Here is a 26,473-nt window from a genome sequence, read left to right as displayed (position 1 = left end):
CCCCTAAACCTGAATGAATCTATCTATGAAATCGGGGCTTGCCCGTTTTCACCAATGTTAGGCAAGCGCAACGCGCTCCGGGTTCGCATATACACAGAACGAACCGGGCGCCATGCGCGCGGCAAGCGTGATGCCGAGTTTCTTTGCAATCGAGAGCGAGAGCGTCGTCGGGACGGATTTTGCCGCGACCGTTGAGATGCCCATGCGCCCGAGCTTTAACATCATCTCGGACGAGCACCGCCCGCTGAAGATGATGATTTTATCGGAAATTTCCACATGATTACGTAAAGCCCAGCCGTAGAGTTTATCAAAGACGTTGTGCCTGCCGATGTCCTCACGGAAGACAAGGATTTTCTCATTCTTTTGATCGTAGATGACGCCGCTGTGGACGCCGTTCGTCGTGTCGTGGGTTTTGGACAGCTCCGAGAGGAGCGTGTCCGCCGTCTTTAGGATGTCGCGCGCGCGAAAATGCACATCACGCGGACGCTCGAAGATTTCCTCCGGACGCAGTTTGAGTATCTTTCGTGCGGAGAAGTAGCGCGGATGCTTGACCGCCTCCGCCGCCCATGCCTGCGCGTCCGCTGTCGTCTCTACGGAGGCGTGCAGCCCCTCTGCGTCGACGGTGAGCGCAGTCACGTCGTCCGCTGTGCGGATGCGCCCCGTCTGCGCGAGCATACCGATCACGAGATCCTCGTAGTCGACGGGCGAGCAGAACGCCGTCGTAAACGGCGCGCCGTTCAGTGTGATGTCGAAGAACACTTCCTCCGAGGTGTATTTATGGTCGGGGACAAAGTCGTTGTCCTCCGATACATAACGGATCACGGGTACGTCGATATATTCGCTGCGCTGCAGTTCCATGTCCATCTCCCCCATTGTCGTCTTGTCACATCGTTAGAAACATTGCTCCGTCCGCACCGTAGAGCGGACGCCCCATGAGGAACAGTGCGAGCCGCTCCGCCGTCTCCGGGTCGTCGAGATCCGCACGCAGGATCTCCTGCTCCGGCGGCAGCTCCGCCGCTGAAAAAGCTCTGCCGTCCGCCGCATTTTTCACAAAAAGCACCGCTGTCTGCGCGTCGACGAGCGGTTCTCCCTTCCCACGATAGAGACTGACTATAGGAAAAGTCCCGCGTGATCGGCTTTCCGTGATATATAGTTCTACACTATGGATTTTGGCGGCAATATCCCCCAGATTTTCTCGTACTTGCGTCTTCTGTAAAATGAAGTATCCGTCCGGCGCGCTGACCGCGACCGCAGACGCGCCCGCCGCCGTAAATCGGTCGGTGTCCTTTCCCTTCGTATCGAGTTGGAATCCGTGTGCGTCGCTCTTGATGACCGCAATGCGGATGTCGTGCGCGGCGAGCCGCGGGATGAGCCGCTCGATGAAGGTTGTCTTGCCCGTCCCCGAGGCGGGCGCGGCGACCGAGAGCATCGGCACGGCGCGCCGCTCGTTCGCAATGCGTCCGAGCGCGAGCCGGTAGGCGGCGGGCGTGTTCACGTTGAAGAACAGCCCCGCATCGACCGTAAGCGGCAGTTCCTTGATGGCGAGTTCCCGGAGGATGATGCCGAGCTTGCGGTCGCCGCGTGCGATGCCTGCCGCAAACGCCGTCCCCGCTTCCCTGCGGTAGAGCGCGGCGAGCGGCTGCCAATAGCCGAGCAGCGTCGGCAAAACGACTTGGCGATCCCCGTGCGCCTCGGACAGCAGTGCGCGCACGAGATCAAAATCGTAAAACGGCATATCGCCCGAGAGGACGAGCGCCCACTCCGCCGTCATCACCGCAAGCCCCGCCGCAATCGCGGCGGCGGGTCCCTGCGCGGGGCGTTCGTCGACGGCGAGCCGCGCGCCGAACGCCGCCGCGACGGCACGCAGCTCCTCCGTCTCGCCCTCCGCCGCGAGGATGATCTCACGGAATCCCGCCGCGCGTCCCTTGCGGAGCATGCGCGCGAGCAGGGTCTCACCCGCTAGATCGAGAAATCGCTTGTCGCGTCCCATACGCGTGCTCCTGCCGCCCGCCGCGACGATGAGCGTAATATCCGAGAGATTCATCGCGCACACTCGCCCGTATCGCCGCGCAGGATCTCAATGCCGTGCCGGAGTTCCGGCAGGATGAACCCGAGGCATTCACGCACCGCCTTCTCACTGCCGGGCAGGTTGACGATGAGCGTGCGCTTGCGGATGCCCGCCGCCGCGCGCGTGAGCATGGCGCGATGCGTGATCTGCATGGAGAGCGCCCGCATCGCCTCGGGGATGCCGGGCGTCTCGCGCTCGATGACCGAGCGCGTCGCCTCGGGCGTCACGTCGCGCACGGAAAATCCCGTGCCGCCCGTCGTGAGGACGAGCGCGACGCCGCGATCCGACCAGAGCGTGAGTTCGCGCGCGATCGCTTCCTTTTCATCCGGCACGATGCCGTGTCCCGCGACAGCGTAGCCCGCCTCCGTCAGCATCTCGCGGATGGCGGCGCCGCTCTTATCCTCGCGCTCGCCGCGCGATCCCTTGTCGCTCGCTGTGAGCACCGCCGCGTCGAGCAGAATTTTATCCGTCGTCAGCTCGAGCTCGTCGCCGACCGTCACCCAGCCGCCGTGCAGGACGCGTGCAAAGACACCTTCACGCGGCATGATACAGTCGCCGACCTGATGAAATATTTGGCAGTGGCTATGGCACTCCTTGCCAATCTGCGTGATCTCGAGGAATACATCGCCCACGCGCAGGCGCGTCCCGATCGGCAGTTCCTTGAACCGGAATCCCTCGGCGACGAGGTTCTCCCCGAACGCGCCGAAGTCCACATCCGCCCCGCGCGCGCGGAAATCATCGATCTCGCCGAGCCCGAGGAGGCTCACCTGACGATGCCAGTCCCCCGCGTGCGCGTCGCCGTCCATGCCGTGCTCCGTGACGAAGAACACGCGGTCGAGCGCGTGTTTCTGCGTGCCGCGCTTCTCACTGATGCAGAGCGCCCGGATTTTTCCCATATTAACCTCCCACCTGATACATGGCGCGCCGATCGCGCGTCGCCGTGTCGCTTTCAAAATAATGTTCTTCGGGCTTTTGCCAAACGGCGTTTCGAACCGCCGCCGCAAGCTCCGTATCCGTCGCTCCGCCGCGCAGGAGCGCGCGTGTGTCGAGCCCCGCATTGCTGTAGAGGCAGAGTTTTAGGAATCCCTCCGCCGTCAGGCGCACACGATTGCAGGTACTGCAAAATTTGTGCTCCATCGCGTCGATGAAGCCGATGCTCCCCGTAAATCCCGCAGGGCGCACATAGGCGGCGGGACCCATCGGCACCGCGCGCGCGCCGTGTGCGCCGTCTCCCACGGGAAGGAGCGCGCCGAACGCGGATCTCAGCCGCGCCCGCACCTCGTCCATCGGCACGCCGCGGTAGCCCGCCGTGCGCGCACAGCCGATCGGCATCAGCTCGATGAAGCGGACGCTCACGGCATGGTCGCGCGCAATCGCGGCGATCGCCGCGATCTCGTCATCGTTAACGTCCGCGATCGGCACGCAGTTGAGCTTCACCGTAATGCGCCGCTCCGCCGCCAGCCGCTCGAGCGACTCCATCACGCTGCCGAACAGCGGACGCCGCGTGATGGAGAAGAACTTGCCCCCGTCGAGCGTGTCGAGACTGAGGTTCACCGCGTCCAGTCCCGCCGCGACGAGATCGTCCAGCATCGCGCCGAGGAGCACGCCGTTCGTCGTCACCGCGACCGTCTCGATGCCGGGGATTTCCTTTAAGCCCCGCACGAGCGTCACGATGTCGCGCCGCACGAGCGGCTCGCCGCCCGTCAGGCGCACCTTGCGGATGCCGAGCGCCGCGAGCGCGCGCACGTCGCGCAGGATCTCTTCATAGGAAAGAATGTCCTCATGCGCGAGTTTCTTCACTCCATGTGCGGGCATACAGTAACGGCAGCGCAGATTGCAGCAGTCCGTCACAGAGATGCGCAGATATTCAATTTTGCGTTCAAATCGATCCCGCATAATAATCCCCTGTATCTAAGCTCAAAGGAGCACGACGTCCACCGTTGTCCCGACGGCGAGCGGCGGTGTCCCCTCCGGCACGTCGACGAACGCGTCGCAGCCTGCCGCGGAATAGAGTGTCCCCGACTCATGCTGGTCGGGCAGATAGACCAGCCCGTCGTCTCCCATGCGCGCGCGCAGGAAGCGCCGCCCAAGGCATTCCTTTGGGAACGCGTCGGCGAGCTTTGCCCGTATGCGACGCAGCTGTACCTCTGTGCGCCCCTGCATCCGCGCGAGCACGGGGCGCGCAAGCAGCTCGAACGTCGCATACGCCGCGAACGGGTTGCCCGAGAGCGCGATGCCGAGCATCTCGCCGCGCGTGTAGGCGATCGCGGGCGCGCCCGGCTTCATATTGACCCGCCAAAAGATGCGCTCCGCCCCCATCGCCGGCACGACACCGTGCATGATGTCCTTCTTGCCGACGGAGACGCCCCCCGTCGTGAGGAACAGATCGATCCCCTCCGCGTGCGCCGCGATTTCGCGCGCCGCCTCCTCCACGTCGTCTGGCAGGATGCCGAGCACGACCGGATCGAGCCCGAGTTCCTTCAGCCGCGCCGCGATGAGGAAGAGATTGCTGTTGTAAATTTTCCCGGGGCGCAGCGGCTCACCGGGCGGCAGGAGCTCGTCGCCCGTGCTCGCCACCGCCACACGCGGACGGCGATAGACCGCCGCCTCCGTATGCCCTTGGCTCGCGAGCACCGCGAGATCCGCCGCGCGGAGCGTCTGTCCCTTCCGAATAATATGCGTGCCTGCGCGCACATCCTCGCCCGCGTCGCAGTAATTCTCATGCGCGCGCAGGGGGAACGGCACGAGAATCGCGTCCCCGCCCTCCCTTACATCCTCCTGTCGGATCACGCAGTCACAGCCCGCAGGAATCGCGCCGCCCGTCATGATGCGGACAGTCTCGCCCGCACCGACCGTGCCCGCGTAGAACTCGCCCGCACACTCCTCGCCCACGACGCGCAGACGCACAGGGCGCTCCGCCGTCGCCCCCGCGACGCACGCCGCGGCAAAGGTATAGCCGTCGAGCGGCGAGCGGTCGAACGGCGGATTGGAGATCGCCGCATAGACGTCCTCCGCCGCCGTGCGTCCCGCCGCCTCCATGAGTGGCACACGCTCGGTCTGCGGTGTCTTTACATACGAGAGCAGCACCTCAACGGCGTGCTCGAGTTCCAAAAGTTCCATTGCAGCGCCTACTTTCCAAACGGACAGACGGGATAGTGACAGACCTTGCACTCCATGCACAGCCCGCCGATGCCGAGCCGGCGAATCTGACGCCGCGTCCACTCGCTCCCTGCCACAACGCGCGGCAATACGATGTCAAAGATGGTCGCGGGCGAGTACATCACGCAGCCCGGCAGTCCCATGATGGGCACCTGCCGCCCCTCTTTTTCATAATACGAGAGCATGAACATCGCGCCCGGGAGTACGGGTGCGCCGTAGGTCACGACGCGCGCCCCCGTCGCCTTGATCGCGGCGGGCGTGCGGTCATCGGGATCGACGCTCATGCCGCCCGTGCAGAGCACCATGTCCATGCCCATGTCGAGCAGCTCCGCGATCGCCGCGCGCGTGTGCTCCGTTCCGTCGTCCGAGAGACGGTGCTCGTCCACACGCAGCCCGAACGCGCGCAGCTTACTGTCAAGCACGGGCGTAAACGTATCCTTGATGCGCCCATGGAACACCTCGGAGCCTGTCGTCACGACGCCGACTTTCATTTTTCTGTATGGCAAAAGGCGCAGCAGCGGCTCATTGCCCGCCGCAACGCGTACCTGTTCCATAATTCCTTTTTCAATCACAAGAGGGATGACGCGCATCCCTGCGAGCTTTGCCCCCGCCTTCACCGGGTAATGCTGCGCGATCGTCGCGATCATCACGTCGTCGATGTCGTTCACCGCGTCAAGACGCTCCTCGTCGAGCTCAAAAACGCCGTCGACCGTCGCCTTCAGCTCGATCTTGCCCTCTTTCGGCTCGCTCGCCGTCATGTGCTCGTTTTGACAAAGATCGCGCAGGATCGCCGCCGCATCGTTCTCGTGCAGCATCCGCTCGTTCTCTTCCCACACATAGAGATGCTCCTTGCCCAGCCGCAGGAGCACGGGAATGTCGTCCAGCCGGATCACATCGCCCTTGCGGAACCGCGCGCCCTTCGTCCTGCCGCGCACAATCTCGGTAATGTCATGGCAAAGCGTCATACCGACCGCATCCTGCACACGCACCTCACGCATAGTCTCCCCCCGTTCCGTCGGTGCCGGCATCCGCGCGCCCCTATTCGCACAAATGCCGCAATATAATACACAGTTCGAACGAATCTAGAGCGACTCGTTTCAAATTAATATCTAGTTAAAACTCATTCTCACTTATACATTCTTTTTATTGATTATAGCACATCAAATAAATTTTCTCTATGACTTTTTTCACAGCAACCGTGCAAAATAACTAGAATAATTTTGCCTCTGAGCCGGCTCTCACAGTGTTTCTTTTCCATGAAAGTGACAAAAGGCATTGATTTTCTCCCACCACTAGGATATGATGAACACATTAGAACGGAAAGGAGGAGCATCATGCCGAATCTAACGCATTTCGACGAGCACGGCGCCGCCGTCATGGTCGACGTGAGCGGCAAGGAAACGACGCACCGCGAAGCCCTCGCGACGGGCATCATCCGCGTGAGCGAGGCGGTCTATGCCGCCATCGAGGGCGGCACGGCGGCAAAGGGCGACGTCCTCGGCGTCGCGCGCATCGCGGGCATCATGGCGGCAAAGCGCACGTCGGACACGATCCCGCTCTGCCACCCGCTGCCGATCTCGAAATGCACCGTCGACTTCACGCTCACGCGCGATCCGCAGCCGATCGTCCGCGCCGCCGCGACCGTCAAGGTCACGGGCGAGACGGGCGTCGAGATGGAAGCCCTGCACGCCGTCAGCGTCGCGCTGCTGACCGTCTACGACATGTGCAAGGCGATCGACAAGCGCATGGAGATCACGGACATCCGCCTCGAACGCAAGTCCGGCGGCAAGAGCGGCACATTCATCCGCTGACTACAGTCCCCACGGGGAACTCCGAGCAGGACGGCTCTACGGCACGGCTACGAGCTCCTGCCTGACGCACGCGCGTCACGGGGTATGGGAGGAAACCCTCATGCCTACCTATTTTTGTAAAGGAGTATACCAAATGAACCTGAACATCAAGAAAATGCTGACCGTCGCCGTCGCTTCGACGGCACTGCTCGCCGCAGGCTGCGGCGGCGGAGGCAACAAAGCCGCCGACGCGCCGAAGAAAGCCGCCGAGAACGTCGAGCTGCAGGTCTCCGCGGCGGCGAGCCTCACAGACGCCATGAAGGACCTCGCCACGATGTACGAGAAGGATCACTCGAACGTGAAGCTCGTCTATAACTTCGGCAGCAGCGGCGCGCTCCAGCAGGCGATCGAAAACGGCGGCGCCGCCGACGTATTCGTCTCCGCCGCACAAAAGCAGATGAACGCGCTCGATGAGAAGAAGCTCCTCGCCGACGGCACGCGTGTCGACCTCCTCATCAACGACGTCGTCCTCATCACGGCGAAGGACAGCAAGCTGAACCTGCCCGACTTTAAGGCAGTGCTCGATCCCGCAGTCAAGCACATCGCGCTCGGCGAGCCGAAGGGCGTCCCCGTCGGGCAGTACAGCGAAGAGGTCTTTACGAAGCTCGGCATCCTCGATCAGGTCAAAGAGCGTGCCGTCTACGGCTCCGACGTCCGTCAGGTGCTCGCATGGGTCGAGACGGGCGACGCGGACTGCGGCGTCGTCTACGCAACGGATGCAGCCGTCTCCGATAAGGTAAAGGTCGCCGCCGTCGCCCCCGCCGACACGCACAAGCCCATCGTCTACCCCGCAGCCGTCCTCAAGGATGCGCCGCATATGGAAGCCGCGAAAGAATTCCTCACATTCATTCAATCGGATGCAGCGAAGGAAGTCTTTAAGAAATACGGCTTCACCGTGAAATAATGACGGACGAAACACTCTCACCGCTCGTCATATCGCTCCAGGTCTCGGGGCTGGCGACCGTGATCACATTCTTCGTCGGCATCGCGCTCGCATGGGGCGTCCTGCAGATTCGCAGCCGCTTTGCGAGCACCGCCGCCGACGCGATCATCACACTCCCGCTCGTCTTGCCGCCGACCGTCGTCGGATTCTTCCTCCTGCTCTTTCTCGGAAAGCGCAGTACCATCGGGAGTTTCCTCCTCTCGCTTGACCTGCCGCTCGTCTTTACATGGCGCGCGGCGGTCATCGCGGCGGTCATCGTGAGCCTGCCGCTCATGTACCGCACGGCGCGCGGCGCCTTCGAGGCGATCGACCGGAACATGATCCACGCGGCACAGACGCTCAGCGTCAGCAATTGGCGCATCTTTTGGCGCATCGTCCTGCCGAACGCGCGCCACGGCATCCTCGCGGGGCTCGTCCTCTCGTTTGCCCGTGCGCTCGGCGAGTTCGGCGCGACCATCATGTTCGCCGGCAACATTCCGCGGCACACGCAGACGATGTCGACCGCGATCTACGCGGCGGTGCAGGCAAACGACTACGACCTCGCGTTTCGCTGGGCGATCGTCATCTCGCTCTTTTCACTCGTCTTTATCGGCGCCATGAACCTCTATCTCAAGAGTGAGGTGCGCTGATGGAGCTGATTGTAAACATCGAGAAAAAGCTGCGTGATTTCACGCTGCGAACGGATTTCACACTCGGGGACACGACCCTCGCCCTCCTCGGCGCATCGGGCAGCGGCAAGAGCATGACGCTCAAATGCATCGCGGGACTTGAACACCCGGACAGCGGACGCATCGTCCTGAGCGGGCGCACGCTCTTTGACAGCGCGCAGGGCATCGACCTCCCGCCGCAGCAGCGGAACGTCGGCTACCTCTTTCAGAACTACGCCCTCTTTCCGAACATGACCGTGCGCGAGAACATCGTCTTCGCGCTCACGGGCACGGACGCGGAAAAGGAGCGCATCTTCACCGAAAACGTCGCGCGTTTCTCCCTGCACGGGCTTGAAAACGCCTATCCCGCTGGGCTCTCCGGCGGACAGCAGCAGCGCGTCGCATTCGCGCGCATCCTCGCGCGCGGCGCGGAGATCCTGCTCCTCGACGAGCCACTCTCCGCGCTCGACACGCATCTCAAATGGCAGATCGAGACCGCCCTGCGCGAGATACTTACCGCGCAGGACATCTCCGCCATCCTCGTCACGCACGACCGCGACGAAGCGTTCCGCATCGCGCAGGAGATCGCAACCGTCGACCGCGGGACACTCACCCCGCCGATGGATAAGCACGCCCTTTTCAAAAGTCCGGGCACGCGTGCCGCGACCACCCTCACGGGATGCAAGAACATCTCCGCCGCGTGCCGTTTGGACGACAGACACATCGGCGCGATCGACTGGGGCGTCACGCTCGCCGTGCCGCAGGAGACCGCGGATCACCTCGAGGACATCCGATCCGTCGCCATCCGCGCGCACTATATGAGCATCGCCGAAACCGGCGCGGGGAACACATTCCCCGCCGCCGTCACCGAGATCATCGAGAGCACATTCTCCTACATCGTCATGCTCCGATTCGCCTCGGACATGAAGAGCATCCGCTGGGAAGTGGACAAACCCATTTGGGCAGAGCACCCGCTGAGCCTCGGCGACATCGTCCCGTTCCGCCTCCCCGCCGAACATCTCATGCTGCTGCGGGATTAGTGGGATCGCAAAAAAACGGCCGTACGAATGCATTTTGTGCTTTCGTACGGCCGTTTTTCCTGTGTTTTTATCTTACAACTCTGAGCATACTGCTCTGCACATAACAAGAAGCAAGTTCCTCGGCGGACGGTGCTTCCCCGCGTGCGCAGAGATTGAGATACCGCCGGACATCGACACAGCTGATGCGTCCGCCGGGGAGAAAGCTCCCCGTGTCGCAGGCGATGATGTTGTTGGGGAGAAAAAGTGGTGTATTGCCGCCGCGCGGCATGGACTGTGTGGGGGTATGCCCGACGACGACAAGCTCTTTGCCGCGGTAGTTTTCATAAAACGAGTCGCGTATCCAGAGGAGATCGCGTGCCGTCTGCTTTTTCTGCGCAGGATTAATGCCCGCATGGACAAAGAGGATGCGCTGTTCTTCATAGAGTGCACGAAAATAGAGAGGACGTGATTTCACAAATTGGATGAGTTGCTCTGCAGGCTCTTCCCGCATCGTACGGAGTTGGTGATAGGTCGTTCCCCCACCATTTGAAAGCCATATATCTGTCGGATCAAATCCGTCTCGCCCATTCTGAGTCAAATAGTGCAGCATCATCGCTTCGTGATTACCAAGCAATGCATAGACATTCTCATAACGTTCGGTAACCCTTTGCACGAAGGTCAGTACATCAAGGGGTTTTGGACCGCGGTCAATATAGTCTCCTAGAAAAACAAGCAAATCCCGCGTATCATCAAAATCTACTTTCTTCCACAGCTCACGCAGCCGCTGTATATCGCCATGAATATCACCAACAGCTAAAATCCGCTGAAAATCCATAAGATCCCCCTTTATATAGAGTCACTTCCTCTAGGAACCCCTTGATCGAAGTGAGCGGAATTATCTCTCTTGTGTGTATAGATGCATAGCTAGAAGCTGTCACTTCATTACGCCGTACGAAACTCGGCTATACTTCCCTCCCACGACTTCAAAAAAGCCCAACCGCTCAAACTCTCCGCTCTCCCTACGCTCCTTCATAACGACACGGCGGCGGGCGACACGGCGCGCTTCGGCGACGGTCTCAGGTGTGAGGGCGCGCATGTCGGCGCGCGCGCGCAGGGCGTTCATGCCCGCGCTTTCATGCAGGGGACAACGGAACATGGGGTCAAAATAAACGACGTCATAGCTGCCCGCCGCCTGTTCCCGCAAATAGGTCAATGCGTCCGTGGCGCAGACTGTGATGCGCCGCATGGCGGCGTGCATGTCATAGTTGTCCCCGGTGGCATGGGCAAGCCCGTCGCCGATGACCGCGGCGATGAGGGGGCTCGATTCGAGTGCGGTGACGCGCCCCGTCTCGCCGGCGGCATAGCTCTCGACAATGGCATCCGCGCCCGTGCCGAGCGTGCAGTCGAGCACATGCATTCCAGCGCGGAGATCGAGCGCGGCAACGAGGTGATCCCCCTGCCCGCGCATGAGGTTCTTGATGCGCAGATGCGACATTCCGGGGTGAAAAAATAATTCCCCCGACGCCGTGTCGAGGGTAAGGCGTCCGCTCCGCGCGACGAGGACGTTTCCGACGCCGTAGCGGACGCGCAGATCGCCCAAGGAATCGCTCCCGCGCGGTACGTTCGGGATGCCAAGCCGCTCTGCCGTCTCCGCCGCGAGCCGCCTGTTCGCCTCGGTATATTTATGTCCCCGCCGCACGGTCGTCACAACGGCGTCGACGCGCGCCATCATAGGTTGAACCCCGTGCGTTTGAACATCTTCGCGAGGTCGGTCGTATCGAATGTGAGAATCGTCGGGCGTCCGTGCGGGCAGGTGAAGGGGAACGGGGTCGTGCGGAGTTCTTCGAGCAAAATCTCCATTTGGCGAAAACTCAGCTCCTCGCCCGCCTTGATCGCGGCGCGGCACGCCATAGTCGCAAGCCCCGCCTGCCGCAGCTCCGCGGGCGTCGCCGCGTGCAGCTCGCCGAGGGAGACGAGGATCTCTCGAATGACGTCCTCCGCCTCGTCCGTCGGCACGTCGGCGGGCGACTCGGTCAGGCGGTACTCGCGATCGCCCGCAGGTTCCATCCGAAAGCCGAGCCGGGAAAAGAGCTCCGCGTTCTCTTCAATATATTGCATCTCGCGCGCGTCAAAGGAGAGAATCGCGTGCACGAGCATCTGCTGCGAGGGAATCCCCTCTGCAAGCGCACAAAACCGGTCAAAGAGGATGCGCTCGTGCGCGGCGTGCTGGTCGATGATGTAGAGTGCGCGTGTGCTCTGCGCAACGATGTAGGTGAGATCGACCTGTCCGATGGGGATGAGCCCGCTCTCGATCGTCCCCGCGGGCGCAGGTTCCGCACGGTACGCGCCCGGGGATTCCTCCGCCATCAGCGCGGCACGTTCCTCACTGCGCGCTCTGCCGACAATATCCTGTACGCTGCGCAGGTCAGCGCTCGCCGCGCGCTGTGCCGCCTCGTGAACGGTCTGCGCGGGCATCGCGGTCGGTGCGTAAGTGTGCGGTACGGACGCGGGGGGCGGTGTGACGGGCATCCGTAGCGGCATGGATTCATAGTGAAATTTCGGCTTTTCGACGGCGGCGGCAATCGATGCCGTTTCGCCCGCCGCGCCGCGCACGGCGCCCTGGACAGTCTTGTAGACCGCCTTAAAGATGCGCCCCTCGTCCTCGAATTTCATCTCCGTTTTCTGCGGGTGCACGTTCACGTCGATCGTGCGCTGCGGCACCTCGATGCGCAGCACGGCGAGCGGAAAGCCCATCTTCGGCACGAGGGCGCGGTATACGTTGTCGATTGCCTTGGCAATCGCGCGGTTTTGGATCGTGCGCCCGTTGACGATGTAGGTCTGCCACGCGCGGCTGCTGCGAATCATGGAGGGTTTTGAGATATAGCCCGTGATGCGGATGTCTCCCGCCTCGTCCGTAAAGTCGAGCGGGATGAGCGCCCCCGCGGCGTCGCCGCCGTAGATGCTCTCGATTGCGCGGCGCAGGCTGTCGTCGCCCGCCGTCATAAGCGTGAGCCGGTTGTTGTTGACGAAGCGGAACGCGATGTCGGGGCGCGAGAGCGCGAGCATGATCACATAGTCGCTGATCTTGCCTGCCTCCGTGCGATCCATCTTGAGAAATTTTTTCCGCGCGGGTGTGTTAAAGAACAGATCCTCCACGCGCACGGTCGTCCCGACGTCGCAGCCCGCATCCTCGATCTCGGTCGTCTTGCCGCCAAGGATCTCGACGCGCGTCCCGAGGTCGGCATCCGCCGTGCGTGTAATGAGGGAAAAGCGCGACACGGACGCGATCGTCGGAAGCGCTTCGCCGCGAAATCCGAGCGTGCCGACGGTCTGCAAATCCGCGACGGTCGAAATCTTGCTCGTCGCATGGCGCAGGATCGCGGTCTCGGCATCGGGGCGTTCCATGCCGCGCCCGTTGTCCGTGACGCGGATAAAGCTCGTGCCGCCGCCCATGATCTCTATCTCTATGGCGGTCGCGCCCGCGTCGATGGCGTTCTCCACGAGTTCTTTCACCACGGAGGCGGGACGCTCGACGACCTCACCCGCCGCGATCTTGTTGATGGTCGTATCGTCGAGGACATGAATCCGTTTCATCTCTCTCCCGCCTCCTTCCGTGCCTGCTCCTGCAGACGATAGAGCGTGTTCATCGCTTCGAGCGGCGTCATGGTCATCACGTCTAGCCCGCGCAGCTCCTCGAGCGTACCGCCCGCAAAAAGGGACGCCATGCCCGGCTCCTCCGCCGCGATCGGCAGATCCGTCTCCGGCTGCCCCGCCGCGGCTGCGGCGCGCTGCGTGACGGCGCACGCCTCAAGCGTGCCCAGAATCTCCTCAGCGCGCTCCGTGACCTTTGGCGGGAGTCCCGCGAGCCGTGCGACGTGGATGCCGTATGATTTGTCTGCCGCGCCCGCGACGATGCGGCGCAGGAACATGACGCCGCGCCCCTTTTCCCTCACGGCGATGCAGTAGTTGCGGATGCGCTCATTTGCCATCTCGGTCAGCTCGTGGTAATGCGTTGCAAAGAGCGTCTTTGCATGGATGCGCGTGTCGATGTGCTCCACGACGGCACGCGCGATGCTCATGCCGTCGAATGTGCTCGTGCCGCGCCCGATCTCGTCGAGAATGACGAGGCTGTCCCGCGTCGCCTCGCGCAGAATCTGCGCGACCTCGTTCATCTCAACCATGAACGTGCTCTGCCCGCTCACGAGGTCGTCGCTCGCCCCGATGCGCGTAAAGATGCGGTCGACGGGCGCGATCTCCGCCGACCGTGCGGGGACAAAGCTGCCGACCTGTGCCATGAGCGTGAGGAGCGCGACCTGCCGCATGTAGGTGGATTTGCCCGCCATGTTCGGCCCCGTGATGAGCATCGTCTCCGTTCCGCCGTGACTGAGGTGCGTGTCGTTCGGCACGAAGAGATCGCGTTCGAGCAGACGCTCCACGAGGGGGTGCCGCCCGTCCTTGATGATGATCTCGCCGTCCGATGCGGGGCGGATCACGGGGCGCACATAGCGGTACGATGCCGCCGCCTCCGCCATGCTTTGAAGGACGTCCACGCGCGCGATCATGCGGGCGACGTTCTGAATGGGAACAAGCCGCTCCTTGACCCGATCGCGCAGCTCTGCGAAAAGGCTGTACTCGAGCGCAACGATCTTCTCCTGCGCGCTGAGGATCTTCGTCTCGAACTCTTTGAGTTCCTCGGTGATGAACCGCTCCGCATTCGCGAGGGTTTGTTTCCGAATGTAGTCCGCAGGTACGCGGTCGCTGCCGCTGTGGCGCACCTCGATGTAGTAGCCGAACACCTTGTTGTAGCCGATTTTGAGCGTCTTGATGCCCGTGCGATCCCGCTCGTGCTCCTCCATCTCCTGCAGGAGCGACTTGCTGTCGTGTGAAAAGCGATGCAGCTCGTCAAGCTCGTCACTGTATCCCATGCGGATAATGCCGCCGTCGCGCACGGAGAGTCCCGGCTCGTCGACGATCGCCGCCATAAGCAGTTCACGCAGGTCGTCAAAGGTCTCTATCCCCTCTGCCGCACGCGTCAGCAGGCGGCTCTTTGCCCCCGAGAGCGCCGCACGCACGCCGGGTAGCGCCGCGAGCGACACGCGCAGGGCGACGAGGTCGCGCGCATTCGCGGCCTGCGTTTCGATGCGCGTGAGCAGGCGCTCAAAGTCGTAGATCGAGCGCAGGAGCTCCCGCAGTTTGGCGCGCAGGGACGACGCGCTCACGAGCTCCGCCACCGCGTCGAGACGCGCATCGATGCGGTGCGGTGCGAGCAGCGGGTGCTCGAGCCACGACTTTAAGAGACGCGTCCCCATCGGCGTGCGCGTGAAGTCGAGTACGTCGAAGAGCGTATGCTTCTTGCCGCCGTCGCGCAGACTGCGCGTGATTTCGAGGTTGCGCAGTGTGTAGGTGTCGAGCTGCATTCCCGCCGCCGCATCGAGGAACGAGAGGCGGTTGATCTGCGAGAGATCCGCCATCACCGTCGCGTGCAGATAGCGCAGGAGCGCGGCAATCGCCGTGCGCGCGCCCGCGTCCGCGGGAATCTCCTCGGGCGGGAAATGGCGCGCAAGCAGTTCGTCATCGGCGTCCGGTGCAACAACGGTAATGGCACAGTGCGGCAGCCTCTGTACGGCAAAGGTGCGCACATCGTCCGCGACGGATAGCGGTTCGGTAAAGAGAAGCTCCGCCGCCGTCCGCCGGTACAGCTCGTCCTGTATCTGCTGCACGGCGGCGTCCCCCGTATAGACAGCGTAGAAGCACTCGCCCGTCGAGATGTCCGCCCCCGCGAGTGCATAGCACCCCGGTGCCGTCTCATGGATAAGGACGATGTAGACGTTGGCAGCGTCCTTGAGCTCCTCGCCGAGGAGAGCGGTGCCGGGCGTTACGACCTTGACCACCTCGCGCGGGGTCAGCCCCTTTGCCTTCGGATCGCCGATCTGCTCGGCGATGGCGACCTTGAATCCCTTTGCCACGAGCCGCGCGATGTAGCTGTCCGCGGCGTGATAGGGGACGCCGCACATGGGGTTCTTGTCGAGGTCACCGCTGCGGCTCGTGAGCGTCAGCCCGAGTTCCTTTGCCGCAATCTTTGCGTCGTCGAAGAACATTTCGTAGAAATCGCCGAGGCGGAAAAAGAGCAGTTCGCCCGGATGCGCCTTCTTTGCAGAGAGATATTGCTGCATCATCGGTGTGATATTCTGTGGCTCCACGGCGATCCTCCTTGTATTGTTCGTAAGTTTCTTTGGGAAATAATTGTCTGCGACTGCCCGCGAGGTTCGGCACGCATGATTTGTGCATTCCACACAGAGACGGTACGACACCGCACATCGAACCGTACTATATATTCTATGTGCATATTACGGCGAGGTCAACAGATTTCGCCCTTCAGCACCCACGTCTGCGCGCGGTCGATGCGGACATGGACGAAGTCGCCCGCCTGCTCCGTCCCGTGCGGAAAGAGCACGATCTTGTTCGTGCGCGTGCGCCCGCTCCACACGGCGGGATCGTTCTTGCTCTCGCCCTCCACCATGACCTCCAGCTCCGTGCCCGCGAGTTTTTCGTTAATGTCGCGGCTGATCTTATTTTGCTCCTCCATGAGGAGATTCAGGCGCGCGTGCTTCACATCGTCCGGCACCTGATCCTCCATGCGCGCGGCAGGCGTGCCGGAGCGCTTCGAGTAGAGGAACGTATATGCCGAGTCGTAGCGGATCTCGCGGAGGAAATCGAGAGTCGCGGCGAAGTCCTCCTCCGTTTCCCCCGGGAACCCCACGATGAGATCGGTCGTCAGGCTCGCCTCGGGCAGCGCCTCACGCACGCGGCGGACGCGCTCACGGTAGGACTCCACTGTGTAGACGCGGTTCATCGCCTTCAGGATGCGGTTGCTGCCGTACTGCACGGGGAGGTGGATGTGCTCGCAGAGATGCCGTCCGTTTCTAATGGTGTCGATGAGCTTATCGCTGATGTCCTTCGGGTGCGAGGTCATAAACCGCACGCGGCGGATGCCCTCTACCTCGTCCACCATCCGGAGGAGGTCGGCGAAATCCGCCGCCTTGTGATCCTTTCCATACGAATTGACATTCTGCCCGAGGAGCGTCACCTCGGTATAGCCCTCTGCGACCGCGCGGCGCACCTCCGCCACGACGTCCTCGGGCGTGCGGCTGCGCTCTCGCCCGCGCACATAGGGAACGATGCAGAACGTGCAGAAATTATTGCATCCGTACATGATCGGCACCCATGCCGAGAATTTTCCCCCGCGTGCGATGGGCAGATTCTCCGCGATCGTATTACCGATGACCGTATCGACGACGGGCGAGTGCTCCGCACGGATCTCTGCGATGATGCGCGTCAGCTCCTGCACCTTGCCCGTGCCGAGCACGAAGTCGATGTGCGGTGCGCGCTGCATGAGGTTGTCCCCTTCTTTTTGCGCCATGCAGCCTGCGATGCCGAAGATGAGGTGCGGATTGCGCTCCTTGAGCTTTTTGATCTCGCCGATTTTGCCGTAGACCTTGTCCTCCGCCGACTCGCGCACGCAGCAGGTATTGATGAGGATCACGTCGGCATCCGCCGTCTCCTCCGTCCGCGTGTAGCCGACCGATTGGAGCTGCCCCTCCATGCGTTCAGCATCGGCAATATTCATTTGGCAGCCGTAGACGAGTATCTTATAGCGACCTGTGGACATTCGTTTCGTTCACCCTAACACAGATAGTAAAAAAGTCCGGAAGAACTCTTCCGGACCGCGTTTCATATTGGAGGCGACACCCAGAATCGAACTGGGGATAAAGGTTTTGCAGACCTCGGCCTTACCACTTGGCTATGTCGCCGAATCATGGAGCGGAAAACGAGGCTCGAACTCGCGACCCCCACCTTGGCAAGGTGGTGCTCTACCACTGAGCTACTTCCGCATGATGCTTCACGCCGCGATACGCGACATGAGTTATTATAGCCACAATCCCTGCACCTGTCAACCCCAAAATACACCGCATCTATATTTGCGCCCCTCCTTCATAAAAATATGGTATGAACTGACATTTTTTACGCCGGAAAGAAAATATTTTTTGAAAATACTACCATAAATATTGCAGATTGATTTGACATGAGGCGCCAAGTCTGCAATAATGCAGTTTACCTGCTTTTTTGCCGCATGGTATCGGCGAAGAAGCACACTTCACATACAAAGGAGAAATGTTCTATGAGGGGACTCAGTATACACCCTCTGACAAAAAAAGATCTGATTACGTTCGGACTGATGATGTTCTCGATCTACTTCGGTGCGGGCAATCTCATCTTCGCGCCTGTACTCGGTCAGGCTGCCGGCGAGAATACGTTCGTTGCTATGCTCGGGTTCATGACAACGGGCATCGGTCTGCCGCTGCTCGGCATCACCGCGATTGCTCTGTGCGGCGGCGACTATGCCCCCCTCATTCGCAAGCGCACTTCGCCGTGGTTCGCGGCAATGCTGCTCGTCCTCCTCTATCTCATCATCGGGCCGCTCTTTGCGATGCCGCGTTCGGGCGCGGTTTCCTTTGAGATCGGTATTCGTCCCTTCCTCAGCGCAGACAATATCGCGCTTGGGCAACTGATCTACACGACCATCTTTTTCTCTGCGGCGCATTATCTTGCGCTGACGCCGAGCAAGATCGTCGACCGCGTCGGCAAGATCCTCACGCCCGCACTCCTCATCGTCCTCCTGATCCTATTCGTCCGCGCATTCCAAATGCCGCTCGGCGACATTCTTCCTGCAACAGGCAATTATATTGATGCGCCGTTCGCGCAGGGCTTTCAGGACGGCTATCAGACCATGGATCTGCTCGCCTCCATCGGCATCGGCGCACTCGTAGCGAATGCCATCCGGCTGCGCAGGGTCACCGACAGCCGTGCCATCGGACTGACGTGCCTGTGCTCAGGTCTCATGACAGTCATCCTCATGACTACTGTCTACGGCTCACTCGCCTACCTCGGTGCGACGAGCACCGCCGTCCTCAGTCACTCGGAGAACGGCGGTCAGCTGCTGTCCAATGCCGTCGGCATCTTCTTCGGTGCGGGCGGCAATCTGCTCCTCGCCGTCATCATCGGCCTCGCTTGTCTGACGACCACCTGCGGCATCAACTCGAGCGCGGCGATGTACTTCAACCGGCTCTTTGACGGGCGCATCACCTACGAGCGTCTGCTCCTTCTCTTCAATTTCGTCAGCTTTGCAATCTCGAACATCGGTCTGACGCAGATCATCGCCATCACGATTCCGTTCCTCATTGCCATCTATCCGCTCGTCATCGTCTTTGTCATCATCTCGCTGTTTGATTTCTATACCGGGCGGCACAAAGTGATCTACCAATATGCCGTCGGCTTCACGCTCGTGTTCTCCGTCATCGACGGTCTGCGTGTCGCAGGCATCAGCAGCACGGCACTCGATGCGCTGCTCGCGGCGCATCTGCCGTTCTACGACATCACGATGGGCTGGGTCTGCCCCGCAATCGTCGGTGCACTCGTCGGGTTCATTGTCTCTCATTTCCAAACGACGCCCGCAGAGGAGTGAACATTCTAACGTAAGAAGGTGTGCTGCATCCATACCGATGCGGCATATCTTTTTTTCTGCAAAAATAAATTTTAGCGAACACGAATCTCTCCGTACTCCGTCGGGCTGTACTCATGCTGCAGAACGGCGCTGACGATCTCCTCAATGAGATGCGCAAGTCCTTCCGCGCCCAAATATCCGCGCGGTACGAGCTGCAGTCGGTCAAATACGGGATAGCAAATGCGGACGAGGACGCGCCCCTCGTCGGCGCAGAGCTCCTTTTCATAGGAACTTCCAAATATGACGACCGCGTCGGACGCCCGCACCGCGTCGTACACCTCCCGCATATCGCCGCGCCCGTCGCTCGAAAGGGCGACCTCCATGCCCAGCTCCTCCGCAAGGAACGTACAAAGCCCCGCCATGTGCACGGAGTCAACGAGCACAGCGGCGGGCGTTCCATAGAGATACCGCAGAGGCTCTGCGGCACGGCGAACGATCTCCTCCGCCGCCCGGACAAACGGCGCCGTCCACGCATCTGTCTCCGCGATGCCGAGCGCGTCCGCCACGCACTCAATGAACGCCGTCATGCCGTGAATACCGTAGGGATAGTCTGCCACGATATAGGGCGTACCGAACTGCTCCTGCATATACGCCGCGAGCTCGCGTCCCCCGCCGCCGAGCACGATATTGAGCGCGGCACGCGGTGCGTCCCGCATCTCTGCAAAGCTGCCGCAGCCGGGCACGGACTGCACCTGCACACGTGGCGCGAGCATCTCCCGAAGCGCCGCAATATCCCCCTCCGCGCACGGATCGTCATAAGAGATTCCGAGGATATTGCACGATCTTGGAACGATCTCCCCCGGGCGCATATATGCGCCGAGCGCCCGCAGCCCCGCCTCGTAGCCGCCCCCCATCGTTCCCACAGTGCCCGCGCCCATTACGTGCAGGACGGGCACGTCGAGCCCCGCGGCCGCGATCGCCGCCGCCATATCGTCACCGATGAGATTCGGCACACAGCCGCTGATAACGATGATTGCCTGCGGATCGGGATAGAGCTGCGCGACATGTCGCAGCCCGTCGCGCAGCGTCTCCGTGCCGCCGTAGAGGACGTCCGACTCATACATGACCGTGCACGCCTGCCGCACATCTGCGGGATGCTGCGCCAGATGCAGCAGCAGTGTCCCCGCATTGCACCCCACGACGGAGTGAAAGAGGATCACGGCATCGCGAATCCCGATACATGCGCGGTACGCGCCGAACAGCCTGCAGCTCTCTCCCGGCTTCACTGCCGCATCCTCCACATCCTGTCCCACATCTCACGCGAGGCGAGCGCATTCGGCTCGTCCGTCATCGGATAATGCTCCTCGCTGTACCTGAGCCGCGAGAGGAGCAAATGCCGCTTTCCGCGCCGCCGCTCCACCGCACGCGCAAGCCCCGCGAGCACATCCCGATAATCCTCCATCGAAAAGGCACGCCGATCGTACATCGCGGGAATCCACGGCGTCCCAAAATGCTCGCACCGCTGCGCCCCGCTCCCCACGAGCGCATCGACACCCGCAGCGAGTCGGGCGAGCGTCCCTTCGTCGGGGCACACATAGAGCGCGATATGCGGCGCAGTCTCGCGGATCGCCGCACGAATCTTCTCATGCATCCGCGCCGCCGTCCCCTCCTCCAGCCCCCGCGTCCGCTCATAATCGGGCGGCAGGAGCAGCGCAACAAAGTCCAGCTTCATATTGTATTCGCGCTCATAGATACGAATCAGCTCCGGAATTTTGCTGAACGACGCGCTCACGAGACCGTACCGGAACTTTCCAAGATACGCGCGCAGCTCCCGCAGCGCGGGCGTGATACGCCGCTCCTCCGCCGCAAGAACGCGCTCTGCCGCCGCCCCGCATCCGAGTGCGTTCGCGATCGTCAGGTAAAAGTCGCGAATCCCCTCGACACCGTACCATTCGTACAGATTTGAAAAATGGAGATATGGCGTGCCGAACCGCTCCTCCATGCGCCGCGCCCATCGCATCCGCCGTGCAATATTCAGCGCCGCGCGCGGCGCACGCGCAATCTCGGCGCAGGACGCTGCGGGGAGCAGTGTATTCGTCTCGATGCCGATTGCGCGCAGCGTGTCGACGACGGACTGCACGGCATGTGCGCTGTGATCTCCCCACGCGAACGCCTCGATATTGACCGTACCGGGCACGACTGTCTGCTCCTCCATCACCTGATCGACGAGCGCCTCCAGGACCTCGACGAAGCCGCAGCCGCGATACTCCACCTTCGTCTTGTTCCCATAAACACGCCCCTTCGCCGCGACGCGCTCCTTCAGATGCTCGACCACCGTACTGCTGCTGCGGTGCGAGAACGCCGACGACGCCACGGAGATGACGGGCGGCGCCCCCGGATGCATCTCGCGGAACCGCCGCACAATGCCGTCGATGTCCTCCTGCATCACGTCCGTCACGCAGGTCGGGAGCACCGCAATCAGCTCCGGATGCTCCGCCGCCGCGCGCTCGAGCACATCGATCAGCTTCTCCTCACCGCCGAACACCACATCCGAATCATCGAGCCGCGTGGACAGCGCCTCGTAGACGGGCGCAGACGTACGCGTCGAACGCCGGTAGTGGAACGCACAGCCGATCGGCCCGTGCAGCACGGGAATGCACCCCGGGATCTCGCGCAGCGCCGCAAGAGCCCCCGTGATCTTCCCGTTCAGCGCATAGTTATGGATGACGTCGATTCCCTGTATACCGTGCCACAAGCGTCTCTCATAGTATCGCTTCATCCTGTCCGCCTCCCAATACATTATTTCCACAGAGTCGCATCGGTTGAATTCCATTTTATCATAAGAGTTACGACAGAGCTGTGATTTTTCTTCATGCATAGAAGTTTTTTACATATTATTTTTGCAATATAATTATTTTTCATGATTTTTTCTTAAATTTTTATTTCAATATTGATAAAATGTTATAGACAACATGCAGGAGAAAGAGGTACAATATGCCCATATGGAAATTATAGGTACATTGTACCTTCGGTTCTAGAAAGGAAGGACTCCTATGAATCTGCGTGCAAAAATCATGGCACTTGTCGGTGTTCCGCTCATCTGCATATTTCTTATCATGTTGGGCACGATTTACTGGAAGGCTTCGGAAAGTATTCAGCAAGTCGCCTCACAAGAAATGCTTCAGATGGCGAATGTTTACGCTGCCAACATCAACACGGCGCTCCAGGCAAAATCGCGTACCCTCGAAACGGTCACGCGTCTATGGAGCACAAAACCCACCTCCTATGAGGACATGACGCTTGGTGCAAAGGAGTTTGCGACGCAGAACTCCGATTTCTTTGTGGGTTTCCCCGATAAGCCGTTCATCGACGGTGCAGGATATGATATACCGAGCGATTTCGACGCGACGTCGCGCGGCTGGTACAAAGATGCGCTCTCCTCGAACAAGGTCTGCCAGTCCTCCGTCTACAAGGCCGCCAACGGTATGCCCGTCATGAGCTTTAGCTCCGCCATCCGCGACGGCAATACCGTCGTCGGCGTCGCGGGCTGCGATCTGAACCTCAGCCTTGTCGCCGACATGCTCTCCAAGGCAAAAGTCTACGACACGGGCAAGGCATTCCTCCTCACGAAGGACGGCAATTTTATCTATCATGAAAAATACTCGATCGACGACAGTATTTCGTCCGTGAACGAGCCGGAGCTCCAAACGCTTGCCCCTACATTCTTTTCCGGGTCGTCCGCCTTCAGCGAGAGCGCGGATAGTTTTTACGCCTCGACCCCGGTCGGTGATTCGGGCTGGGTTCTTGTCCTGCGCGTGCCGCAGTCCGAGGTCTTTGCCTCCTCGCGCGCCCTCCTCGGCATCATGGTCGGTATTGCAGTCGTCGCGTTCATTATCCTCTCGGGCATTCTCTTCTACATCGCACGCCTGATCTCCGTACCGGTCGAGGATCTCGCCGGATTCGCCGCGACCATCGCGCAGGGAGATCTGCGCAAAACCGCGCTGCCGGTCGAGCGCACGGACGAAATCGGCACACTGCACAATTCGTTCTGCAACATGACACACAATCTGCGCAAACTCATTCGCCAGGTCAGCGAGGTCGCGGGACACATCGCCGAGTCCTCTGCCGATCTCTCAGAAAATACCAAAGAGGCGGCACAGGCTTCGGAATACACAGCCAAATCTGTCGCGCAGGTAGCGGATGCATCGCGCGCGCAGAGTGAGACCATCTCGTCGGCGACAGGTCTCATGCAGGAGTCCTCATCCAGTATCTCTCAGGTCACGGACGTCATCAGCGAGATTGTCGACTCCGCGAAAGCAACAGAGGAAGCAACCCGCGAAGGTCAGACGATCCTCTCCCATACGATCAGCAAGATGAACAGTCTCAAAGACGGAACGGTTGCCGTCACGGATACGGTCAAGGAACTGCAAAGCAGCGCGCACGAGGTCTCTTCCATTGTAGAGATGATCACAAATATCTCGGAACAGACCAACCTCCTGGCGCTCAACGCCGCGATCGAAGCCGCTCGTGCGGGCGAACACGGCAAGGGTTTCTCCGTCGTAGCGGACGAGGTACGCAAGCTCGCCGAGCAGTCGAAGGAAGCAACACAGAACATCTCTACACTCCTCGGCAGCAACGCCGTGCAGATGGATAAAACTTTCCGTGCAATGGAAGAGCAGACCACCAACGTTGAGGAGAGTGTCGAAGAGATCCATCGCTCCGGTGAGAAGTTTGCCGCCATCGCCGAACTCATTGAGGGTCTCTCGGGACAAATCAACCACATCGCAGAAATCGCCGCCTCGGTTCAGAAGACCAGTCACCGCGCGGTCAGCTCCATCGAAAACATCAAGAGCGGGTCAAGCGATGCCGATACCAAGATGCAGGAAGAAGTATCGGCAATCTCCTCCGCCGCCGAACAGCAATCCGCCGCCATGTCGGAGATTGCCGCCGCGAGCCATACGCTTTCCGAATTGGGACAAGAGCTGCAGCAGGCCACCAAGCAGTTCCGTTTATCCTAAACTAAAATCACAAAAAATAACCGACCGATCAGATAAGCCTGATCGGCCGGTTTATTTTTATACTGTCAGCGCAGCCTGCGCTCCTTTTTCTTTTTCCAACGTACATAAAAGACAACTGCCGCAATCACCGCGCCGACGATAAAAATAAGGCTCGCCTCATGTCCGTATGCCATGAGATCCGTCCAGCTCTCGCCGAGCAGCATTCCCGCGTAAAGAATGGCGGCCGTCCACGGAAGCGATCCCGCAATCGTATAGAGGAAGAACCGATTTCGATTCACACGCGCGAATCCTGCGGGGAGCGAAATGAAGGTACGCACGACGGGCAGCATTCGGCTGAAAAAGACCGCCTTGAGACCGTAGCGGTCGAACCAGCGCTGCGCCACGTCCACATGGGACTGCTTGATGAGGAAATATTTCCCGTATTTCTCCACGAACGGGCGGCCGCCGTACGCACCGACCTCATAGGCAAAAATCGAGCCGAGCAGACCGCCGGTCATACCTGCGGCAAGAGCGCCCTCGAATGACATATGCCCCGCGAAGATAAGATAGCCTGCAAAGCCAAGAATGAGCTCACTCGGGATGGGGATGCAGGCATTCTCCGCCGCCATCAGAAGGGCGACGGCGGCATATCCCCACGATGCGATAAACGAGAGAAAAAGCTGATTAAAATACTCCACCGAAATGCGCTCCCTTATAAAATTCTCTAATCCCTACAAAAAAAGCCCCGGTGCATACTGTACCGGAGACCGACGTTCATGGTGGTGCCTCAGAGCGGAATCGAACCACTGACACGGGGATTTTCAGTCCCCTGCTCTACCAACTGAGCTACCGAGGCAAAAATGGCGACCCGAAGGGGACTTGAACCCCTGACCTCCGCCGTGACAGGGCGGCATTCTAACCAACTAAACTACCGGGCCGTATTTGGTGACGCGTACGGGATTCGAACCCGTGAAGCCGCCGTGAAAGGGCGGTGTCTTAACCACTTGACCAACGCGCCGTGACTGTTTGACTGCAAAAGAAAATGGCGTTCGCAGTGCACTCACGAACGCCATTATATTGGATTTTCACGCTGTTGTCAATACCTTTATACGTGCATGTCAGAGATTGATGCCGCTGCCAAGGTTCGCCCACTGGACGTCGGCGGCATACTCCTCAAGTTCCGGCAGCTTCTCCATAAGGTAGGAGTTCGTCACGCGCACGAACGTCCCCTTCATACCGAGCGACTTTGACTCGATAACGCCCGCCGACTCGAATTTACGCAGCGCATTGACGATGACCGAGCGCGTAATCTTTGCCTCGTCAGCGATGCGCGAGGCGATCAGCCTGCCCTCAAACTTGCCCTGGCTGGCGAGCTCCTGCAAAATGGCATGTGCCGCCTTGCGCTCGGAGTAGGAAAGCGTCTCGACTGCGATGCGCACTGCCTCGCGCTGCCGCGCCTCTACCTCGCTGCGCTGTGCCTCGTCGCGCAGCATCTCCATGCCGACAACGGTTGCGCCATACTCGCAGAGCAGGAGATCCGGATCGCCGAACTCCTTCTTCCCCGTTGCCACGACGAGCGTTCCCAAACGGCGCCGTGGACCAAAAATCGGTGTGATCGCGATGTTTTGCCCTCTGAAGAGCTGTGCAATCTCCTTTTCATAGGACGCCTGCCCTTCGACACGCAGATTGACGTGCGTCTCCTCGAGACGGTTGAGCCAATCGACATACTTGCGCGGGAAGCGCCCTTGTTCGATTACTTCATTGACCATGAGATCCTCGTCGTAATCATCGAAGAGGGCATACCCGCATATCGCGCCGCTCTCGTCGGTAATGTAGACATTCGCCTCAAGGACGTTGCTCAACACACGCGAAATCCCATCATACTCAACGCTTTCGGAGCGCTGCAGGAGACGGTTGATTTGCCGTGTCTTCCCCAACAGTGAAATCATGTGAATCCCCCCTCTTTCTCAGGCTGCATCCGCTGCCCGTGAAACCATGTTGCCATACCCCATACCTACTTTAATATCTTCTCCTGCATATATCATACTACTTTTTTTCTAAATTTCAAGAAAAACTTGAATGTTTTTCATTTTTGCTACATTACGCAATAAAAAACACGACTCAGAAGATTCCAATTCGTAAAGATTCAGTTCTACTTAATTCAGAATAAAAATAATAAGAGGAGAAAACAAAAAATAGACCGGCATGATTTTATCACATATAATAGAAAATGCAAACATCTTCCAAAAATTTTTCAAAAAATAAATCGAAAAAAATATTTTCAATAA

The 26,473-nt window shown here is 60.3% G+C and carries 21 protein-coding genes, 5 tRNA genes and 1 riboswitch; of the genes, 6 read left to right on the top strand and 20 right to left on the bottom strand.

Going from position 1 to position 26,473, the window contains the following annotated elements; translation table 11 throughout:
- Nucleotides 1-57: 57 nt before the first annotated feature.
- The 6 genes from HMPREF9162_RS09815 to HMPREF9162_RS09790 are packed head-to-tail and all read right to left on the bottom strand — an operon-like array spanning nucleotide 58 to nucleotide 6,225.
- On the bottom strand, nucleotides 58-858 hold the full coding sequence (locus tag HMPREF9162_RS09815) for a formate dehydrogenase accessory sulfurtransferase FdhD (protein ID WP_009439193.1): 801 nt from the start codon (nucleotides 856-858) through the stop codon (nucleotides 58-60).
- 25 nt (nucleotides 859-883) lie between these two features.
- Nucleotides 884-2,044: a molybdopterin-guanine dinucleotide biosynthesis protein MobB gene (locus HMPREF9162_RS09810; RefSeq protein WP_009439256.1), complete on the bottom strand. Its 1,161-nt coding sequence runs from the start codon at nucleotides 2,042-2,044 to the stop codon at nucleotides 884-886.
- Nucleotides 2,041-2,964 (bottom strand): MOSC domain-containing protein, encoded by a 924-nt coding sequence (locus HMPREF9162_RS09805; protein WP_009439171.1) that lies wholly within the window; start codon nucleotides 2,962-2,964, stop codon nucleotides 2,041-2,043. Before HMPREF9162_RS09805 ends, HMPREF9162_RS09810 begins: the two co-directional genes overlap by 4 nt.
- 1 nt (nucleotide 2,965) lies before the next feature.
- Complete coding sequence (gene moaA / locus HMPREF9162_RS09800) at nucleotides 2,966-3,964, bottom strand: GTP 3',8-cyclase MoaA (protein WP_009439266.1); 999 nt, start codon at nucleotides 3,962-3,964, stop codon at nucleotides 2,966-2,968.
- A gap of 21 nt (nucleotides 3,965-3,985) precedes the next feature.
- Nucleotides 3,986-5,188 carry a gephyrin-like molybdotransferase Glp gene (gene glp, locus HMPREF9162_RS09795; protein WP_009439224.1) on the bottom strand — a complete coding sequence of 401 codons (1,203 nt, stop codon included), beginning with the start codon at nucleotides 5,186-5,188 and terminating at the stop codon, nucleotides 3,986-3,988.
- 8 nt (nucleotides 5,189-5,196) lie between these two features.
- Nucleotides 5,197-6,225: a molybdopterin-binding protein gene (locus tag HMPREF9162_RS09790; RefSeq protein ID WP_009439261.1), complete on the bottom strand. Its 1,029-nt coding sequence runs from the start codon at nucleotides 6,223-6,225 to the stop codon at nucleotides 5,197-5,199.
- 336 nt (nucleotides 6,226-6,561) lie between these two features.
- On the opposite strand from HMPREF9162_RS09790, the gene moaC reads away from it, so the two are divergent.
- The 4 genes from moaC (at nucleotide 6,562) to HMPREF9162_RS09770 (ending at nucleotide 9,707) form a co-directional block, all read left to right on the top strand.
- On the top strand, nucleotides 6,562-7,038 hold the full coding sequence (gene moaC / locus HMPREF9162_RS09785; RefSeq protein ID WP_009439134.1) for a cyclic pyranopterin monophosphate synthase MoaC: 477 nt from the start codon (nucleotides 6,562-6,564) through the stop codon (nucleotides 7,036-7,038).
- Nucleotides 7,039-7,049: 11 nt separating this feature from the next.
- Nucleotides 7,050-7,175: riboswitch (molybdenum cofactor riboswitch) on the top strand.
- Nucleotides 7,172-7,981, top strand: coding sequence for a molybdate ABC transporter substrate-binding protein (gene modA / locus HMPREF9162_RS09780; RefSeq protein WP_009439207.1), 810 nt, complete (start codon nucleotides 7,172-7,174; stop codon nucleotides 7,979-7,981). It overlaps the preceding riboswitch by 4 nt.
- Entirely contained in the window at nucleotides 7,981-8,649 is a 669-nt protein-coding gene (gene modB / locus HMPREF9162_RS09775) for a molybdate ABC transporter permease subunit (RefSeq protein WP_009439147.1), read from the top strand. Before modA ends, modB begins: the two co-directional genes overlap by 1 nt.
- Complete coding sequence (locus tag HMPREF9162_RS09770; protein ID WP_009439220.1) at nucleotides 8,649-9,707, top strand: sulfate/molybdate ABC transporter ATP-binding protein; 1,059 nt, start codon at nucleotides 8,649-8,651, stop codon at nucleotides 9,705-9,707. Before modB ends, HMPREF9162_RS09770 begins: the two co-directional genes overlap by 1 nt.
- 67 nt (nucleotides 9,708-9,774) lie before the next feature.
- Here HMPREF9162_RS09770 and HMPREF9162_RS09765 read toward each other — a convergent pair whose 3' ends face one another.
- From HMPREF9162_RS09765 to HMPREF9162_RS09735, 7 genes are all read right to left on the bottom strand, one after another.
- Nucleotides 9,775-10,521: a metallophosphoesterase family protein gene (locus HMPREF9162_RS09765; protein WP_009439219.1), complete on the bottom strand. Its 747-nt coding sequence runs from the start codon at nucleotides 10,519-10,521 to the stop codon at nucleotides 9,775-9,777.
- Between the two features lie 99 nt (nucleotides 10,522-10,620).
- Nucleotides 10,621-11,418 carry a class I SAM-dependent methyltransferase gene (locus HMPREF9162_RS09760; RefSeq protein WP_009439228.1) on the bottom strand — a complete coding sequence of 266 codons (798 nt, stop codon included), beginning with the start codon at nucleotides 11,416-11,418 and terminating at the stop codon, nucleotides 10,621-10,623.
- On the bottom strand, nucleotides 11,415-13,280 hold the full coding sequence (gene mutL, locus HMPREF9162_RS09755; RefSeq protein ID WP_009439154.1) for a DNA mismatch repair endonuclease MutL: 1,866 nt from the start codon (nucleotides 13,278-13,280) through the stop codon (nucleotides 11,415-11,417). The genes HMPREF9162_RS09760 and mutL overlap by 4 nt, the downstream gene beginning before the upstream one ends.
- The gene (mutS, locus tag HMPREF9162_RS09750; RefSeq protein WP_009439164.1) at nucleotides 13,277-15,886 is read right to left on the bottom strand and encodes a DNA mismatch repair protein MutS; all 2,610 of its coding nucleotides are present in this window, start codon (nucleotides 15,884-15,886) and stop codon (nucleotides 13,277-13,279) included. The genes mutL and mutS overlap by 4 nt, the downstream gene beginning before the upstream one ends.
- A gap of 158 nt (nucleotides 15,887-16,044) precedes the next feature.
- On the bottom strand, nucleotides 16,045-17,355 hold the full coding sequence (gene miaB, locus HMPREF9162_RS09745) for a tRNA (N6-isopentenyl adenosine(37)-C2)-methylthiotransferase MiaB (protein ID WP_009349813.1): 1,311 nt from the start codon (nucleotides 17,353-17,355) through the stop codon (nucleotides 16,045-16,047).
- A 68-nt stretch (nucleotides 17,356-17,423) separates the two neighbouring features.
- A tRNA-Cys gene (locus tag HMPREF9162_RS09740) sits at nucleotides 17,424-17,497 on the bottom strand.
- A gap of 6 nt (nucleotides 17,498-17,503) precedes the next feature.
- Nucleotides 17,504-17,578: transfer RNA gene (locus tag HMPREF9162_RS09735), tRNA-Gly, on the bottom strand.
- Between the two features lie 287 nt (nucleotides 17,579-17,865).
- Here HMPREF9162_RS09735 and brnQ point away from each other — a divergent pair.
- Nucleotides 17,866-19,209, top strand: a complete 1,344-nt coding sequence (gene brnQ / locus HMPREF9162_RS09730) for a branched-chain amino acid transport system II carrier protein (RefSeq protein WP_009439274.1) — start codon at nucleotides 17,866-17,868, stop codon at nucleotides 19,207-19,209.
- A gap of 71 nt (nucleotides 19,210-19,280) precedes the next feature.
- Here the strand turns inward: brnQ and HMPREF9162_RS09725 are convergent, their stop codons facing one another.
- Complete coding sequence (locus tag HMPREF9162_RS09725; RefSeq protein ID WP_254655388.1) at nucleotides 19,281-20,501, bottom strand: nitrogenase component 1; 1,221 nt, start codon at nucleotides 20,499-20,501, stop codon at nucleotides 19,281-19,283.
- A complete protein-coding gene (locus HMPREF9162_RS09720; RefSeq protein ID WP_009439251.1) occupies nucleotides 20,471-21,967 on the bottom strand; it encodes a nitrogenase component 1 in 1,497 nt (498 codons plus the stop codon). Before HMPREF9162_RS09720 ends, HMPREF9162_RS09725 begins: the two co-directional genes overlap by 31 nt.
- 274 nt (nucleotides 21,968-22,241) lie before the next feature.
- Here HMPREF9162_RS09720 and HMPREF9162_RS09715 point away from each other — a divergent pair, with 274 nt between their 5' ends.
- Entirely contained in the window at nucleotides 22,242-24,206 is a 1,965-nt protein-coding gene (locus HMPREF9162_RS09715) for a methyl-accepting chemotaxis protein (protein ID WP_009439245.1), read from the top strand.
- Between the two features lie 65 nt (nucleotides 24,207-24,271).
- Here the strand turns inward: HMPREF9162_RS09715 and HMPREF9162_RS09710 are convergent, their stop codons facing one another.
- The 5 genes from HMPREF9162_RS09710 to codY all read right to left on the bottom strand — a co-directional run bounded on the left by HMPREF9162_RS09710 (nucleotide 24,272) and on the right by codY (nucleotide 26,134).
- A complete protein-coding gene (locus HMPREF9162_RS09710; protein WP_009439132.1) occupies nucleotides 24,272-24,883 on the bottom strand; it encodes a DedA family protein in 612 nt (203 codons plus the stop codon).
- An 82-nt stretch (nucleotides 24,884-24,965) separates the two neighbouring features.
- A tRNA-Phe gene (locus tag HMPREF9162_RS09705) sits at nucleotides 24,966-25,041 on the bottom strand.
- 5 nt (nucleotides 25,042-25,046) lie between these two features.
- Nucleotides 25,047-25,123, bottom strand: a tRNA-Asp gene (locus HMPREF9162_RS09700).
- 5 nt (nucleotides 25,124-25,128) lie between these two features.
- Nucleotides 25,129-25,203, bottom strand: a tRNA-Glu gene (locus HMPREF9162_RS09695).
- A 100-nt stretch (nucleotides 25,204-25,303) separates the two neighbouring features.
- Nucleotides 25,304-26,134, bottom strand: a complete 831-nt coding sequence (codY, locus tag HMPREF9162_RS09690) for a GTP-sensing pleiotropic transcriptional regulator CodY (protein WP_009349807.1) — start codon at nucleotides 26,132-26,134, stop codon at nucleotides 25,304-25,306.
- Nucleotides 26,135-26,473 lie beyond the last annotated feature (339 nt).

This window comes from Selenomonas sp. oral taxon 137 str. F0430 (assembly GCF_000183625.1).
Taxonomy (GTDB): Bacteria; Bacillota; Negativicutes; order Selenomonadales; family Selenomonadaceae; genus Centipeda; species Centipeda artemidis.
Note: the sequence above shows the minus strand (reverse complement) of the source record. Positions and strands in the feature narration are given on the sequence as shown.

Coding starts and splice junctions, on each gene's coding strand:
- HMPREF9162_RS09815 (WP_009439193.1), bottom strand. CDS start 858: ATGGAACTGCAGCGCAGCGAATATATCGACGTACCCGTGATCCGTTAT.
- HMPREF9162_RS09810 (WP_009439256.1), bottom strand. CDS start 2,044: ATGAATCTCTCGGATATTACGCTCATCGTCGCGGCGGGCGGCAGGAGC.
- HMPREF9162_RS09805 (WP_009439171.1), bottom strand. CDS start 2,964: ATGGGAAAAATCCGGGCGCTCTGCATCAGTGAGAAGCGCGGCACGCAG.
- moaA (WP_009439266.1), bottom strand. CDS start 3,964: ATGCGGGATCGATTTGAACGCAAAATTGAATATCTGCGCATCTCTGTG.
- glp (WP_009439224.1), bottom strand. CDS start 5,188: ATGGAACTTTTGGAACTCGAGCACGCCGTTGAGGTGCTGCTCTCGTAT.
- HMPREF9162_RS09790 (WP_009439261.1), bottom strand. CDS start 6,225: ATGCGTGAGGTGCGTGTGCAGGATGCGGTCGGTATGACGCTTTGCCAT.
- moaC (WP_009439134.1), top strand. CDS start 6,562: ATGCCGAATCTAACGCATTTCGACGAGCACGGCGCCGCCGTCATGGTC.
- modA (WP_009439207.1), top strand. CDS start 7,172: ATGAACCTGAACATCAAGAAAATGCTGACCGTCGCCGTCGCTTCGACG.
- modB (WP_009439147.1), top strand. CDS start 7,981: ATGACGGACGAAACACTCTCACCGCTCGTCATATCGCTCCAGGTCTCG.
- HMPREF9162_RS09770 (WP_009439220.1), top strand. CDS start 8,649: ATGGAGCTGATTGTAAACATCGAGAAAAAGCTGCGTGATTTCACGCTG.
- HMPREF9162_RS09765 (WP_009439219.1), bottom strand. CDS start 10,521: ATGGATTTTCAGCGGATTTTAGCTGTTGGTGATATTCATGGCGATATA.
- HMPREF9162_RS09760 (WP_009439228.1), bottom strand. CDS start 11,418: ATGATGGCGCGCGTCGACGCCGTTGTGACGACCGTGCGGCGGGGACAT.
- mutL (WP_009439154.1), bottom strand. CDS start 13,280: ATGAAACGGATTCATGTCCTCGACGATACGACCATCAACAAGATCGCG.
- miaB (WP_009349813.1), bottom strand. CDS start 17,355: ATGTCCACAGGTCGCTATAAGATACTCGTCTACGGCTGCCAAATGAAT.
- brnQ (WP_009439274.1), top strand. CDS start 17,866: ATGAGGGGACTCAGTATACACCCTCTGACAAAAAAAGATCTGATTACG.
- HMPREF9162_RS09720 (WP_009439251.1), bottom strand. CDS start 21,967: ATGAAGCGATACTATGAGAGACGCTTGTGGCACGGTATACAGGGAATC.
- HMPREF9162_RS09715 (WP_009439245.1), top strand. CDS start 22,242: ATGAATCTGCGTGCAAAAATCATGGCACTTGTCGGTGTTCCGCTCATC.
- codY (WP_009349807.1), bottom strand. CDS start 26,134: ATGATTTCACTGTTGGGGAAGACACGGCAAATCAACCGTCTCCTGCAG.